The sequence below is a fragment of the Providencia sp. UF-183 genome, assembly GCF_058246155.1.
In genome coordinates this window covers 14121-29961 of the sequence record NZ_JBSICD010000011.1, presented here as the reverse complement: position 1 = coordinate 29961, position 15841 = coordinate 14121, and the positions used below count along the sequence as shown (strand labels likewise).

Here is a 15841-nt window from a genome sequence, read left to right as displayed (position 1 = left end):
CAACATGCATCCACTGCCTGATTTACTCCGAGCCCAAAAAGAACGTGTTTTAAATCAGTTAGCAGGCCAAGCGCCTGATTTATTGCCTTTAAGTGAAGATGAAGCTCAAGTGCTCTCTTTTAGTGATTTCGCACTTAAACAGGTACTTGCACACTCACGGTTTTTATTGGATATCCGCACGAACCCACCGAAGGCAGATGAGTGGCAACATTATGAGACTTGGCTTGCGAACAGTATTTCATCTGTTTCAAGTGAAGACCATTTAATGCAGGTGCTGCGCACGTTTCGCCACCAAATATTAGTGCGCTGTACGTGGATGCAAGTATTGGCAGTGTGTTCGCAGAAAGACACTATTTACCAACTCAGTGTATTAGCGGAAACCTTGATTGTTGCAGCAAGGGATTGGCTATATCAGGAATATAGCCAGCAGTGGGGAACGCCTTGTAACCACGAAGGAAAACCACAACCGCTGTTAGTACTGGGAATGGGCAAATTAGGGGGGAGAGAGCTGAATTTCTCTTCCGATATTGACCTTATTTTTGCCTACCCAGAAAACGGTGTTACGCAAGGTGGCCGCAAAGAGCTTGATAATGCACAATTCTTTACTCGCTTAGGGCAAAAGTTGATCCGCATGCTCGATCAAGTCACCGTCCACGGTTTTGTTTATCGAGTGGATATGCGTTTGCGACCGTTTGGTGATAGCGGCCCGCTAGTATTCAGCTTTTCAGCGCTGGAAGATTATTACCAAGAGCAAGGGCGTGATTGGGAACGTTATGCGATGGTCAAAGCGCGAATTATGGGACCCGATAGCCTGCATTACGCCGAAAGTTTGCGTAAATTATTGCGCCCGTTTGTTTATCGCCGCTATATTGATTTCAGCGTGATCCAGTCCCTGCGCAATATGAAAAATATGATTGAGCGGGAGGTGCGCCGCCGTGGTTTGGTGGATAACATCAAGCTGGGCGCAGGAGGGATCCGTGAGATCGAGTTTATTTCCCAAGTTTTTCAGCTGATCCGTGGGGGCCGTGAACCGGTTTTACAATCACAATCGTTGTTTACCACGTTTCAAGGGATCCGCGAACTCGCTTTATTACCCGACAATCAGTTAGATATCCTGCAAGATAGCTATATTTTTCTGCGTAGAGTGGAAAATCTACTGCAAAGCATTGATGATCAACAAACCCAGACACTCCCTGACGATGCACTCAACCAAGCGCGTTTAGCGTGGGGAATGAATTTTGCCAATTGGGCGGGTTTTTACGCATCGTTAAGTGAAAAAATGGTAGCAGTCCACCAAATATTTACTGAGCAAATCGGGCAAGATGATGATGCTGAAGATGCGGGGAATTTCGATGAAATTTACATCACATTGTGGCAAAGCGACCTGTCTAAAGAAGAACTTGCCGCCTACTTACCCTCTCAGAATGAAGAGATTGCGCAGCGGATTATTCATGGCATTTTAATGTTCCGCCATGACTTGAACAAACGCACTATCGGGCCAAGAGGGCGCGATGTTCTTGATGAGCTTATGCCCAAGTTATTGGCAAAAATTGGTGAACGTGATGATGCAGGGCAAGTCCTTGAGCGTATTACGCCATTGTTGCTCAGTATCGTCAGCAGAACCACTTACCTTGAGTTGATGCTTGAATTTGACGAGGTACTGACCCACGTTATTCGCTTGTGTGCTGCTTCGCCAATGATTGCTGAGCAGCTCTCTCGCCATCCTTTGCTTCTCGACGAATTACTTGACCCACAATCGCTTTATCAGCCTCTTCCATTAACAGCGTATCGCGATGAATTACGCCAATATTTGATGCGTGTGCCTGAAGAGGATGAAGAGCAGCAGCTGGAAGCATTGCGCCAATTCAAACAGGCGCAACTCTTGCGAATTGCTGCGGAAGATATATCTGGCGTGCTGCCTGTCATGAAAGTCAGTGACCACTTAACCTACCTTGCTGAAGCCATTATTGATGCTGTTGTTCATCAAGCATGGCAAAAAATGGTGAAGCGCTACGGTGAACCTGCCCATTTAGCACAAGGTGATAGTAAGCAATATGGTTTTGCTGTATTAGGCTACGGTAAGTTGGGGGGCTGGGAATTAGGCTATAGCTCTGATTTAGATTTGGTTTTTCTGTTTGATTGCCCCTTGAATGTGGTCACTAACGGTGAGCGCTCTATTGATGCAAGGCAGTTTTATTTACGTGTTGCACAGCGCATTATTCACTTATTTAGTACGCGTACGGCATCCGGAGTTCTATATGAAGTGGATGCTCGTTTAAGGCCATCTGGGGAGTCAGGGATGTTGGTTAGTACCATTCAATCCTTTGATGATTACCAAAAAAATGATGCGTGGACATGGGAGCACCAAGCACTTATTCGTGCTCGAATGGTATTTGGTGATGTTGAATTACAACAGCAATTTACCCGAATTCGCCATGAAACCCTGTGTTTGCCAAGAGAGGCAGACACACTGCAACAGCAAGTGCGGGACATGCGAGTAAAAATGCACCAGCACTTAGGTAGCCACCAAGCCAATGAGTTTGATTTAAAGGCTGACCCTGGTGGGATCACGGATATTGAGTTTATCGCTCAATATTTGGTGCTGCGCTTTGCCTCACAAAATAAAGCATTAACGCGTTGGTCTGACAATGTGCGTATTTTTGAACTGATGGCACAGTACGATTTTATGTCGGAAGAAGAAGCTAACGCACTAACTCAAGCTTACGTCACCATGCGCAATGAACTGCATCACTTAGCCTTGCAGTCATTACCCAGTCGTGTGGACATCAGCCAATTTGCAGAGCAACGTGAGCAAGTGTTAGCCAGTTGGCAAAAATGGTTAGGTGAATGAGTTAAAACGTATTTTATTTAGCTAACTAGCGCAATATGCTAATATTTCGCTAATTATGATCAAATTTTCTTTTTAAAACTGGAGTGCAGGATGAAAGTAACTCTTCCGGATTACAAAAAAGCCGGTGTGCTGGTAGTTGGCGATGTGATGTTAGACCGTTATTGGCATGGCCCTGCAAACCGTATTTCCCCAGAAGCCCCTGTGCCAGTGGTTAAAGTCACGATGGTAGAAGAACGCCCAGGTGGCGCGGCAAACGTCGCGATGAATATTGCATCATTGGGGGCAAGCTCTCGTCTTGTCGGCTTAACAGGGATTGATGATGCAGCAAAAGCATTAACGGAAAACTTAAATGCGGTACAAGTTCGCTGTGATTTTGTTGCTATCCCAACACATCCAACGATTACAAAATTACGGGTGCTTTCTCGTAACCAGCAGTTAATTCGCCTTGATTTTGAAGAAGGTTTTGACAACGTCGATGTGGCGCCTGTTTTAGAGCGTATTGAACAAGCTTTGCCACACATCGGCGCATTAGTGCTATCTGACTACGCAAAAGGCGCATTAACTCACGTTGAAAAAATGATAGCGTTAGCAAATAAAGCGGGTGTACCTGTATTGATTGACCCAAAAGGGAGCAATTTTGAGCGCTACCGCGGCGCAACGTTATTAACGCCAAATATGTCTGAGTTTGAGGCCATCGTTGGGTCTTGCAAGACAAATCAAGATGTTGAAGAAAAAGGGATGGCGCTACTTAATTCATTGGAATTAAAAGCGTTATTGATCACGCGCTCAGAACAAGGAATGAGCCTGATCCGCCGTGATGAAGCGCCACTGCATCTGCCAACACAAGCACAAGAAGTGTTTGATGTCACGGGGGCGGGTGATACGGTCATTGGTGTATTAGCGGCATCAATTGCATCTGGTCGTCCATTACACGAAGCTTGTGCGTTAGCGAATGCCGCGGCAGGTGTTGTTGTTGGTAAACTTGGAACATCCACTGTTTCTCCTATCGAATTGGAAAATGCGATCCGTGGCCGTGCAGATACGGGCTTTGGTGTGATGAGCGAAAGTGAGCTCAAACAAGCGGTTGCCAATGCAAGGCAACGTGGTGAGCGTGTGGTGATGACTAACGGGTGCTTTGATATTTTGCACGCAGGCCATGTTTCGTATTTAGCTAATGCACGTAAGTTGGGTGATAGACTGATTGTTGCAGTAAATAGCGATGCATCAACGCGTCGTCTTAAAGGTGAAACGCGTCCAGTGAACCCATTAGAGCAGCGTATGATTGTTTTAGGTGCGCTAGGGGCGGTAGATTGGGTCGTGGCTTTTGAAGAGGACACGCCGCAACGTTTAATTGCTGAAGTTCTACCTGACATTTTAGTTAAAGGGGGTGATTATCGCCCTGAAGATATCGCAGGCAGTGCTGAGGTTTGGGCTGCGGGTGGTGAAGTCAAAGTGCTTAATTTCGAAGATGGTATTTCAACCACCAATATTATTAAAAATATTATGAAAACCAGCTAATCACTGATTAGTTCGTTAATTATTGATGGCCCAGCTTTGGTGATATGCCGAAGCTGGGTTTTTTATTATTTAATGGTTTTAAATAACAATGACGTCATCTATTGACGTCATTGTGTTTTTATCTTAATTTGATATCAGTTAATGACGTCATGGAATAGACGATGATCAAAATCAGGGAATTGAGTGCTAAGCACCGGAAAACCATGGTTGATATACTGACCATCCCACCTAAATCAGCCATTAGGTGGGATGATGTACTCAGTTTAATCAATCATCTAGGTGGTCAAATCAAAAAGGGTAATGGCTCACGACGCAGGTTTATTTTATGTGGTTCGTTGTTTCTGACACACCAACCTCATCCGGGGAACACAATGGATAAAGGCGCGGTTAATGGATTACGTGAATGGTTAGAAAACATAATAGGGGTGGAATATGATTAAAAGCAGTAATGTCATGACAATCAATGGGCATCCTGCTTCTGTCACCTATGAGGCAGACATTAAAGCATTTCGCGGTCAATTTTTAGATGTGAGTGGTTATTGTGATTTTGTTTCCGATAGTATTGAAGGGCTGAAAAAAGAAGGGCAAATCTCATTAAGTGATTATATTGAAAGTTGTCGTGAGGAAGGAATACAGCCATTTAAAGATGAAGGTACCGTGAAGTCATTCACGTTGCGTTATCCTAGCCGCTTGGAAGCTTATTTAAATGCTGCGACAACAGCTCATAAGATCTCTAAAAATCAGTATATCGTACAGTTATTAGAACGCGAGTTAGTGTCTAATGAGTAAAATGTGACGCCAACGAGGCGTCACAATTCGGTTTATTCAGCTGTTTTTTCTTCAGTACTTAAGCTGGCTTCAAGGGCGCTGATGCGTTGTTCCATTTTGGCTAACTTTTCGCGAGTGCGTAACAATACTTGAGTTTGAATATCAAACTCTTCACGGCTGACTAAGTCTAATTTGCCAAGTTGCGACTGTAGCAGTGAGCGCAGTTTTTTATCAAAATCTTCACCTAAATCACGTACGCCTTGGGGTAAAGCACCTTGAATTTGGCGAGCAACTTGTTCAAGTTTTTTCGGATCGAGCATTCGCGGGTCCTTAAATTTTTTAAGAAATGAGTTGCGGGTAGTGTAATACCTCTTGTCGTGGTAATAAACTCTTTTCCTGTTTCCAGATGATACTTGGCGCACAAGGGGGCAAGAGGGGATGAGACAGAGGGATAAATGACCACCTTGAAGGGTGAATTACCCAAGATGGTCATTTTAAGGCTATTTCAATTCAGGTAAAAAACTGATGTCCATGTAGTATTTATTGGCATTACTTTTATCGAGATAAATGGTTACATTTTCCCTATCAATATAAGGAGATGGGTCAAAATAAATATTCTCACTTTTATAACGTTTAATTGAATTTGTACTTTTATCATGTACATCTGCAATAATTTGATAAGGAGAACGCTTATTCACTTGGATCATGGTATTTTCTTCAACGCCCGTGATTTTGACTTGAATTGGCGTCCCCTCACGCAACAAACGGGTGCTTTTTTTCTTACTGGCGACACCGAGCAAAACAGGAATACCGCCAATTAACGTAAATACACCGCCGAAAATTCCCAGAAAAATACTCAGACCATATACGCCAAAGAATGAATCAATAATGGCATCTTGTGGGTTTGCAGGGTTATAAAGTATATCAATGGATTGGCCGATACTATTTCGATAGCTACTGCTCCCCATTGATGAACGAAACTCAATTTTTTGATTTTCTAGGGTGGTAAATTCAACAATTGGAAAATAGGTTTTTGACTTATCTTCCGAAACACTGATGTCCAGATCAGTGATTACCCCTGTTGTTTTGATGCCATTTTTTGCCATATCCATACCGGAATTAAGCGTAAAAGCCGTTCCGATTAAAAATAAGATGCCAATCACTAAAAAAATGGGAAAGATAAAACGGTACTTTTTCACGGTGCTATTCCTTTAATTGTGTTCTTATTACTGAGTATTATTATATAAACTGATGAATTATTTTAGTTAAGTATGGTGTTTATCTAGATATTTAGGATAATTTACGTATTCTTGGTTTTTTATACCTTATGGGCAAACAGTGATTTCTGTATTTTTAATTACCCCTGATAACTCTAGGTTTTTATTCATGTTTTTTGACCAAAAGTGTGAGAGGCTCGCCAATTTTGAAAAGCATCGTTGCGTAGTAGAATTATTGGCGTTATATTAATTGCGTTTATCTCAGGGCGGGGTGAAAGTCCCCACCGGCGGTAACATGCAACGCGCATGAAGCCCGCGAGCGCTTTATCATTTTGGTGATAAAGGTCAGCAGATCCAGTGTGAATCTGGAGCCGACGGTTATAGTCCGGATGGGAGAGAATTAACTGTATCTGCATATTTGTGCCGTAATGCACAATCATGTTCTGCATACCTGAATGGGTAGGTTGCCACTTATGGGCAATTTATTTATTCATCATTTCTCGTAATCCTAAGACTGCCTTGATTCTGGTAACTAGTTAATAACTATTTAAGAGGTTTTTACCATGGATCATACGCTACTTTCCGAATTCGGTAATCCAATCGAACGTGTTGAAAAAGCTCTCGAAGCCTTACGTCAAGGCCAAGGTGTTCTTGTTCTGGACGATGAAGATCGTGAGAACGAAGGCGATTTAGTTTTTGCAGCAGAAACCATGACCGCAGAGCAAATGGCATTTACCATTCGCTACAGCAGCGGCATTGTGTGCTTGTGTATCACTGAAGAGTGTCGTAAAAAACTGGAACTGCCAATGATGGTGGAAAATAACACCAGCCAAAATCAAACGGGCTTTACCGTGACGATTGAAGCAGCAAACGGTGTCACGACAGGTGTTTCAGCCGCAGACCGTATTACAACTATTCGTGCAGCGATTGCCGATAACGCAGTGCCAGCAGACCTAAACCACCCAGGCCACGTTTTCCCATTGCGAGGTCGCGAAGGCGGTGTATTAGCACGTCGTGGTCATACAGAAGCCTCTATCGATTTAGCGTCTTTAGCAGGGTTTAAACCAGCAGGTGTATTATGTGAATTGACCAACGATGATGGCTCAATGGCTCGTACACCAGATGTGGCGGCATTCGGTAAGCAACATGGTCTGACGGTAGTGACTATCGAGGATTTAGTTCAATATCGTTTGCAGCTTGAAAAGAAAGCGAGCTGATCCTCGTCATATTTCGCGCTGTGGCGGTGTTGGCTTCTCTTAGCCATCTTAGTCACATACTTATGTATGCTCCTAAGAATGGCTTCGTTTGCCGCCTAGCCACAACGCGAACTATTTAGAGGATGTCTTCGTCGTATTTCAAGCGGTGGCGTTGTTGGCTTCTCTTAGCCATCTTAGTCACATACTGGTGTATGCTCCTAAGAATGACTTCGTTTGCCGCCTAGCCACAACGCGAACTATTTAGAGGATGTCTTCGTCGTATTTCAAGCGGTGGCGGTGTTGGCTTCTCTTAGCCATCTTAGTCACATACTGGTGTATGCTCCTAAGAATGACTTCGTTTGCCGCCTAGTCACAACGCGAACTATTTAGAGGAATATCCTCGTCATATTTCGAGTGATCACTGCGTTGGCTTCACGCCGCTACCCTAGTCACATACTTATGTATGCTCCTAGGGATAGCTTTGTTTTGCCGCCTTGCGCTAACTCGAACTATTTAGAGGAATGTTCTTGTCGTATTTTGAGAAGGCGCTCGTTTTTTTAAACTTAAATATAAATGGCTAATTTGACCGGAGTTATTTAAGTTATTGATAATACGTTAAGCATATAGAATATTATTAAGGCCACTGAGTTGCACACCTCGTGGCCTTTTCAATTTTTTTGATGATCATACTCATAATTAGGCCACTGTGTTTTTTGCACAAAAGCGTATGCTGTAAGTAGAAACTAATTGAGTTGGAGTTGAAATCATCATGTCGGTAAATACTTCAGTCGTAAATAACAAGATCCCCGCGATTTTTATAGGCCACGGTAGCCCAATGAATGCTATCGAGGACAATCCTTATACCAAAGCGTGGGAGCAGCTCGGCAAAACCTTACCCCGTCCAAATGCGATATTGGTGATTTCAGCGCACTGGTATACTCGTGGTACGGCGGTGACCTCGATGTTAAAACCTAAAACGATCCATGATTTTGGCGGGTTTCCAGACGCGTTATACCAAATTGAATACCCAGCACCAGGTTCACCAGAACTTGCTCAGCAGGTTGCCGATTTATTAGCACCAGAACCTATTTACCTTGATAAGGAAGAGTGGGGGCTTGACCACGGGACATGGGAAATTTTAGTGCGCATGTATCCAGAAGCGGATATTCCGGTGATCCAACTAAGCATTGATGGCACAAAACCTGCGACTTGGCATTATGAGTTAGGCAAAAAGTTGTCAGTTCTCAGAGAGCAAGGCGTGCTTATCATGGGCAGTGGGAATGTGGTGCATAATCTGCGTGCGATGAATTGGCAAAATGCACAAGCAGAGCCTTATCCATGGGCTTTGTCTTTTGAACAATTTGTCTACGATAACTTGCAAAGTAAAGCTCTCCCACACCCGCTCACTAAAGGGCTAGAAAGGGAAGATGGCAAATTATCCAACCCATCGGCAGAACATTACCTGCCTATTTTACCCATTTTAGGAGCTTGGGATGGTGAAGAAGAGATATGCACACCGATTGAAGGAATTGTGTCGGCGTCGTTGAGTATGATGTCAGTCATCGTCGGCTCTTCCTCGTCATGTTTCAAGTGATCACTGCGTTGGCTCTTCCTCGTCATATTTCGAGTAATCACTGCGTTGGCTTCACGCCGCTACCCTAGTCACATACTTATGTATGCTCCTAGGGATAGCTTTGTTTTGCCGCCTTGCGCTAACTCGAACTATTTAGAGGAATATTTTCGTTGTATTTAGAGGAATGCCTTCATTGTGTTTAGAGGTGTTTTATCTTTGTATTTCGAGCCAATCGCATAGATATTTTAGGTTGTCATATTTTTTAAGGCATAAAAAAGCCCAAACAAAATTAATTGCTTGGGCTTTTGTGATCGAGTTATTGATCAGTCGATGATTGTATGTGGATAGAAACGAGACAGATCTTGAGTGATCAGTTCTTTATCTTCACGAATACAAATTCCCGCAGGTTGATCATTCACCAGCCAGCTCCCGACTAAGGTATAACTACCTTCAAATTGGGGTAGTGGGTGGAATTGTTGAATAATCATACCTTCTTCGCCGTATGGGCCATCCGCAGCGGCAATTTCTTTGCCATTTTCAATAATACGGATGTTGGCACCTTCACGGGAAAATAAAGGTTTAATCACATACTTATCGAGCTCAGGCTGCGTTTTGCCATCGGCAAAATAAGCAGGAAGCAAGTTTGGATGATCAGGGAACATTTCCCATAACATCGGGAGCAATGCTTTGTTCGAAATAATGCTCTTCCAGGCAGGTTCTAACCAGCGAACACCAGCATCTTGCAGCTTGGTAGAGAAAATTTCACGTAGCATAAACTCCCATGGATACAGCTTAAACAGATTACTGATAACCTGATCTTGTGTATCTGTGAATTCGCCTCTTTCACCTAAACCGATTTCATCAATATATAAGAACTCGGTAGCAACGCCCGCTTCATTGGCACAGTCTTGTAAATATTGCACTGTACCACGGTCTTCTTCCGTATCACGGCAGCAAGACATGTGCAGCAGACGGAAACCGTATTGATCTTTAAGTTGAGTAAAACGTTCGATCAACTGTTCTTGAATGCTGTTAAACTGATCCGCATTTTCAGGCAGCTTGCCCGCTTCAATTTGATCTTCTAACCAGATCCATTGGAAAAATGCGGATTCATATAAAGATGTTGGCGTATCGGCGTTATTTTCCAGTAACTTCGGTGGGTTGACGCCATCGTAGGCAAGATCGAGCCTTGAATATAATGAAGGCTGTTCGCTTTTCCACGAGCTACGGACAAATTCCCAGCAGTGTTTAGGAATTTGAAAGCGTGCCAGTAATTCGTCACTTTCAATAACACGTTCAACCACTTTTAGGCACATTTGATGCAGTTCAGCGGTTGCATCTTCGATTTCGTCGATTTGTGCCAGAGTGAATTGATAATAAGCATCTTCAGACCAGTACGGCTCGCCGTACATGGTGTGAAATTCAAAGCCAAACTCAGAGGCTTTCTCGCGCCAATTTGGGCGCTCAACAATAGGAACTCGTTTCATTACAGATCAACCACCCATTGAACGGGAAGAAGACGTTGATTTTGCAGATGAAGAGGAACGTTGTGCCATTGCTTGTTTATTAACTGTGTCACCAAAACCACCACGCGTCACGGTTGATGTGGTCGGTGGCTTAGGTGCCATTGCCGTTTTTGGTACGCTCATTGAACGGCCGCCCGCAACTGCAGGGCCATAGCTTTTACCTGATGCATCGACAAATTTACCGTTCGCTGGGCTTGCCGGATTTTTTGAGCTAAACAGTGGCTGAGATGCTGCGCTACCGCCCATCATTCGACCCATCATATAACCCATCATGAGTGGCATCCACATGCTGCCGCCGCTGCTTTGTGCTTGTGCGGTTTGCTCGCCATTGGTTGAGCTCGTTCCTGCAAGACCCGCTTGAGCAGGGGCTTGAGTACACATAGACTCACCAAATTCAGCAATACAGTCAGCTTGCGTTGCGTATTTAGGCGCAGTTTTTGCGGCTTCTTGTAATGCATTGTTGTAAGCGAGAGTACATTGATCCGCTTGAGATGGATTTGCTTGGCTACAATCTTGTGCATTGGTATACAGAGATACCGTTTCATCGCTTTCTTCACAGGCAGAAAGCATAAATACCGCACTAACAGCGACTGCGACAGGCGCTAAACGGTATGAACGCCAAGACTTGCGGAAGGCGTTTTGATTAATATCTTTGGTACGCTTCATGGTCATGGTAATTACCCTGAATAAGATTTAAGTAAGATGTTTTATAAGTTACCTCTAGGATAGGGGATAAACGCCGAAAATTAAAGCAGAAATATGGCAGAAATAGATTGAAATTATCATTTTTGTAACTTTCTTCTCTTTTTTGAGAAAAGGTGGGACGAAGTCGAAAAGAAAAATGAATATTTTTATTAAATATCAATAAATTAACTAAAGATTATTTTTTGAACTATTTAATAATAACTAAAGTGAGAATTGACTGAATTTTGCTACTGAGGGAAGGTAAAACTGTTTTAGCTGATTCAATTTGGGCTAAACGAATGATTTAGGGGGTTTCTGTTGAGCTTTGATAAAAAATAACCCGCCAACGCAGCGGGTTATTCTATTTGACTAAAATTAAATGCAAAAATTATTTAATTTTAGGTGCATTAGTATTACGGATAATGCTGCTTGGCTCAGTGGAAATTTCTTTGCCTAAGTTCGCATTTAAGCGCGCAATGTCATCTTCGTTTAACGTACCGCGAGCAAATTCAATATTCAGCTGGTTAATCATATAGTCATAACGTGCATTAGACAGATTTTGCTTCGCTTGGTATAGCGCAGTGGTTGATGTTAATACGTCAACAATCGTACGAGTACCCACTTGGTAGCCAGCTTCCATCGCATCTAATGAACTTTGTGCAGAGACAACAACTTGTTTGTATGCATTGATGCTACTGATAGATGAAGAGACGTTATTAAATGATGAACGGACTAGCTGAACTACATTACGATAAACGCTTTCCAATTGCTCGCTTGCGCCTTGGAAGCCGTATTGTGCTTGTTCAACTTGTGAGCTAGTTGCACCACCGGTGTATAATGGAATGCTTAAATTTAAGCCGATACTGTTTTGCCCATTATAACTGTTGCTTGCGCCTCTACCCGTTAAGCTATTGTTGTAACCACTACCGTGGTTATAGGTATTAGTCACCGCGGTAGATGCATCAAGGCTAACAGTTGGCATATGGCCTGTTTCTGCTAAACGGATGTTTTCACGAGAAACGTCTTGAGCCAAGCGCGCACTTAACAGGCTAAGGTTACGTTCTTCCGCTTCTTTTAAGATAGCGTTGATATCGCCCAGCTCAGTAGTTTTAAAGCGATCGATATTTAAAGATGCCAGTTGGTTATAGTATACACCGCTGACTTGACGCAGTTTTTCAATCGCGTTTTCTAAGTCGTTACGGCCTGCAACTTCTTGTGCGATAACGCTATCGTAGTTGGCACGGGCGTTTTGCACGTCAGTTATTGCAACAAGACCGACGTTAAAGCGTTGGGTAACTTGGTCTAATTGGCGATAAACGGCTTCTTTATTCGCTTCAATATAAGATAGCGCGTCAATTGCTTTTAAAACGTTAAAATAAGCCGTTGCTGTATCTAAAATTAATTGCTGCTGGCTGGTTTGGTATGTGACATCAGAAATACCCGCCGTTTTTTCTTGGATCGTCAGTTGGCGCCATTTTGACATATCAAAAACAGTTTGCGTTAATTTCAGCGAGGCATTTAAACCAGTGCTTTCGGTATTATTTGCATCACGATAACCACTGCCATAGCTAGCGCCTGCGCCTAAACCTAATTGAGGTAATAATGGGCTGCGAGCTTCATTAATTTTCTCAAAAGCTTGATTACGTTCAGCTAATGATTTTCTTAACTCGGGGTTACTTTCTTTCGATTTTTGGTAAACCTGTAGTAAATCGTCTGCGAAGCTATTGGTACTGAGACCCACAAAACTCATCGCAATTAAAAGGGGAAGCAGTTTCTTCATTTTGATTCCTTGATTAAACAGCAAATTATGTTGAGTCTGTTACCTAAAACGTACCATGCCTAATTTAGGCGATTGATATAAAAAATGCGCTTTAGAGACAGTCATGAAAAAAACAGACCCTATTGTTGCTCTTAGATTTGAATAATGGCGCTTATTGTAGCAGAGGTTCGTTTGAATTAACGGTAGCCTTTTGTGCCATTTTGTCTCAATTTTATTAAACATTACCTCATCTAAGGCTAAAAAACTTTAAAAACAGTTTTAATCCACAATTATTTCCTTAAGATGGAAATTAATGGGTTTGGAGAATGCAATGACAAATAAAATAGAACAGCCAATTAAATTTGGCAAAAATGATGTTGAAATTATATCCAAGCGTAAATTATTTAACGGTTTTTTTCAAATGATTGAATACCGATTTCGCCATCGGTTGTTTGCGGGGGGATGGAGTCATGAAATTCGCCGTGAAGTTTTTGAGCGCGGTCACGCAGGCGTGGTTTTACCTTATGATCCACAAACCGATAATGTCGTGTTAATCGAACAAATTCGCTTCCCAGCAATAGAAACTAGCGAAACGCCGTGGTTGCTCGAAGCCGTTGCCGGGATGATTGAAGAAAATGAATCCCCAGAAGAGGTTATTCGCCGTGAAGCGATAGAAGAAGCAGGCCTAGAAATCCGCCATACGGAGAAAGCACTCAGCTACCTTTCTAGCCCCGGTGGTACGACGGAGCGCATGCACGTGTTTATTGGTGAAGTAGATAGCCGCCAAGCCCAAGGTATTCACGGCTTAGCATCTGAAAATGAAGATATCAAAGTGCACGTTGTTAGCCGCGAGCAGGCCTATCAGTGGGTAGAAAACGGTACTATCGATAATGCTGCAACAGTCATTGCTATTCAGTGGTTACAGCTCAATTATCATAAACTTAATGAAAAATGGATGAAACTATCTTAAAGAACAATTAATCTAGTGAAGTGTGTGCTGATTAGCAGATATTTAACTAATTACTCGTCATACTTCAAGCTGCAAGTGTGTTGGCTGCACTGCGCAACCCAAGTCACATACTAATGTATGCTCCTTGGGATAGTTTCGATTGCCGCCTTCTTGCAACTCGAATTATTTAGCGTAATTAAGCGTGTTTTTTGGGGTAATGAAGAAAATTCATAAGCTAGATAAGCTAACTGTCAGTGCGTTGAGTTTTTGTATAGTTGTAATGAATAGAATAGGTTAAGTATTAACAATATTGACGGAAAAGGAAGACTTTTGGATAGCCAGCTTGAAGTGACTGCAAAGCACTCTAACATTGTGAGAATTTTACAGGTTACTGATACGCATCTGTTTGCAGATACAGAAAACACCCTGTTAGGTGTAAACACCTATAAAAGCTATCAGGCGGTACTTGATGCTATCGCAGCACAAAATCTCCCAATTGACTTGATCGTTGCAACAGGGGATTTGGTTCAAGACCAATCACCAAAAGCTTATCAACACTTTGCAAAAGGCATTGAACGTATTCCTGCACCTTGTGTTTGGCTCCCCGGAAATCATGATTATCCGCCTGCGATGGTAGAAAGCCTGCGGGTGGCTGGAATTTCGAGTGCAAAACAGATTTTGATTGGCGAAGAATGGCAAATTCTTATGCTAGATAGCCAACTACAAGACGTGCCTCACGGTGAGCTTTCTGAGCAGCAATTAGAATGGATGAAAGCGAGTTTGGATGCGGAGCCTCAACGCACCACATTAGTGATGCTGCATCACCATCCTCTACCATCGGGTTGTACATGGCTTGATCAGCACAGCCTAAGAAACTCACATATCTTAGCGGATTATTTAAAAGGCTATCCGAACGTGAAAGCGATGCTTTGCGGGCACATTCATCAGGAAATGGATGAAAATTGGCATGGGATCCGTTTATTAGCCACGCCATCGACTTGCGTTCAATTTAAGCCACACTGTACAAATTTTGCCTTAGATACTGTCGCTCCAGGTTGGCGATACCTAGAGTTAAGCGTGAATGAAAAAGGGCAAAGGCACGTTACGACAACGGTGCATCGCTTAGAAACACGCGAGTTTAGCCCTGATTTAGACTCAGACGGGTATTAATTCGCGATGGCTACATTACTCTACATTCATGGTTTTAACAGTTCGCCATTATCGGCAAAAGCCAATAGCTTAAAGCAATGGGTTGAGACTAATCATCCTCATATTAATATGATTGTCCCCCAATTACCGAATTTCCCTGCGCAAGCCGAAGCTATGTTGGATGCGATTATTCAACAGCATCGACATGAGCAAATTGGTTTGGTTGGCTCGTCCCTTGGCGGCTATTTTTCTATTTGGTTTTCAGAGCGTTATCAACTTCCCGCGGTGGTGGTCAACCCCGCAGTGCGCCCGTTTGACTTGCTACAAGACTATTTGGGTGTCAATATTAACCCCTATACCCACGAACAATATGTTCTGGAACCGAAACATATTGGCGAGCTGAAAGCGTTACATATCGAACAGCTTTCTGCACCTAATCGAATTTGGTTGTTACAACAAATGGGCGATGAAGTACTTGATTATCGTGAAGCTGTTACCTATCTTTCAAAGTGTAAACAGACTGTAGAACCTGACGGTAATCATGCCTTTATTGGTTTTGACGCTTACTTTTCTCAAATTGTCCATTTTCTTCAATTGGTAGAGAAATAGTGCTAAAACGCATGAACACTGTTATTATCAACAGTAACTCAC

The 15841-nt window shown here is 42.9% G+C and carries 14 protein-coding genes and 1 riboswitch; of the genes, 9 read left to right on the top strand and 5 right to left on the bottom strand.

The window, feature by feature from the left end; all coding sequences use genetic code 11:
* Positions 1-4 precede the first annotated feature (4 nt).
* The 4 genes from glnE to AC4IFT_RS11810 all read left to right on the top strand — a co-directional run bounded on the left by glnE (position 5) and on the right by AC4IFT_RS11810 (position 5158).
* Entirely contained in the window at positions 5-2851 is a 2847-nt protein-coding gene (gene glnE, locus AC4IFT_RS11825) for a bifunctional [glutamate--ammonia ligase]-adenylyl-L-tyrosine phosphorylase/[glutamate--ammonia-ligase] adenylyltransferase (RefSeq protein WP_490751403.1), read from the top strand.
* Positions 2852-2941: 90 nt separating this feature from the next.
* Complete coding sequence (hldE, locus tag AC4IFT_RS11820; RefSeq protein ID WP_490751402.1) at positions 2942-4369, top strand: bifunctional D-glycero-beta-D-manno-heptose-7-phosphate kinase/D-glycero-beta-D-manno-heptose 1-phosphate adenylyltransferase HldE; 1428 nt, start codon at positions 2942-2944, stop codon at positions 4367-4369.
* Between the two features lie 161 nt (positions 4370-4530).
* A complete protein-coding gene (locus AC4IFT_RS11815; RefSeq protein ID WP_490733276.1) occupies positions 4531-4809 on the top strand; it encodes a type II toxin-antitoxin system HicA family toxin in 279 nt (92 codons plus the stop codon).
* A complete protein-coding gene (locus tag AC4IFT_RS11810; protein WP_490733274.1) occupies positions 4802-5158 on the top strand; it encodes a type II toxin-antitoxin system HicB family antitoxin in 357 nt (118 codons plus the stop codon). The genes AC4IFT_RS11815 and AC4IFT_RS11810 overlap by 8 nt, the downstream gene beginning before the upstream one ends.
* Before the next feature lie 32 nt (positions 5159-5190).
* Here AC4IFT_RS11810 and ubiK read toward each other — a convergent pair whose 3' ends face one another.
* Positions 5191-5457, bottom strand: coding sequence for a ubiquinone biosynthesis accessory factor UbiK (ubiK, locus tag AC4IFT_RS11805; RefSeq protein ID WP_206083691.1), 267 nt, complete (start codon positions 5455-5457; stop codon positions 5191-5193).
* A gap of 180 nt (positions 5458-5637) precedes the next feature.
* Positions 5638-6336, bottom strand: coding sequence for a DUF3592 domain-containing protein (locus tag AC4IFT_RS11800; protein ID WP_490733272.1), 699 nt, complete (start codon positions 6334-6336; stop codon positions 5638-5640).
* A gap of 271 nt (positions 6337-6607) precedes the next feature.
* Positions 6608-6759: riboswitch (FMN riboswitch) on the top strand.
* 158 nt (positions 6760-6917) lie between these two features.
* Between AC4IFT_RS11800 and ribB the strand changes: the two genes are divergently transcribed.
* Positions 6918-7571 (top strand): 3,4-dihydroxy-2-butanone-4-phosphate synthase, encoded by a 654-nt coding sequence (gene ribB / locus AC4IFT_RS11795; RefSeq protein WP_273838213.1) that lies wholly within the window; start codon positions 6918-6920, stop codon positions 7569-7571.
* Between the two features lie 748 nt (positions 7572-8319).
* Entirely contained in the window at positions 8320-9144 is an 825-nt protein-coding gene (ygiD, locus tag AC4IFT_RS11790; protein WP_490751401.1) for a 4,5-DOPA-extradiol-dioxygenase, read from the top strand.
* Between the two features lie 302 nt (positions 9145-9446).
* Here the strand turns inward: ygiD and AC4IFT_RS11785 are convergent, their stop codons facing one another.
* From AC4IFT_RS11785 to tolC, 3 genes are all read right to left on the bottom strand, one after another.
* Positions 9447-10610, bottom strand: coding sequence for a glutathionylspermidine synthase family protein (locus AC4IFT_RS11785; protein ID WP_219244447.1), 1164 nt, complete (start codon positions 10608-10610; stop codon positions 9447-9449).
* A gap of 6 nt (positions 10611-10616) precedes the next feature.
* A complete protein-coding gene (locus AC4IFT_RS11780) occupies positions 10617-11321 on the bottom strand; it encodes a DUF1190 family protein (protein ID WP_490733265.1) in 705 nt (234 codons plus the stop codon).
* Between the two features lie 400 nt (positions 11322-11721).
* Positions 11722-13113 carry an outer membrane channel protein TolC gene (gene tolC / locus AC4IFT_RS11775; RefSeq protein ID WP_490733263.1) on the bottom strand — a complete coding sequence of 464 codons (1392 nt, stop codon included), beginning with the start codon at positions 13111-13113 and terminating at the stop codon, positions 11722-11724.
* Positions 13114-13423: 310 nt separating this feature from the next.
* Here tolC and nudF point away from each other — a divergent pair, with 310 nt between their 5' ends.
* The 3 genes from nudF (at position 13424) to yqiA (ending at position 15799) form a co-directional block, all read left to right on the top strand.
* On the top strand, positions 13424-14062 hold the full coding sequence (gene nudF / locus AC4IFT_RS11770; protein ID WP_490733261.1) for an ADP-ribose diphosphatase: 639 nt from the start codon (positions 13424-13426) through the stop codon (positions 14060-14062).
* A 309-nt stretch (positions 14063-14371) separates the two neighbouring features.
* The gene (gene cpdA / locus AC4IFT_RS11765; protein WP_490733259.1) at positions 14372-15211 is read left to right on the top strand and encodes a 3',5'-cyclic-AMP phosphodiesterase; all 840 of its coding nucleotides are present in this window, start codon (positions 14372-14374) and stop codon (positions 15209-15211) included.
* A 6-nt stretch (positions 15212-15217) separates the two neighbouring features.
* Complete coding sequence (yqiA, locus tag AC4IFT_RS11760; RefSeq protein ID WP_490733257.1) at positions 15218-15799, top strand: esterase YqiA; 582 nt, start codon at positions 15218-15220, stop codon at positions 15797-15799.
* Positions 15800-15841 lie beyond the last annotated feature (42 nt).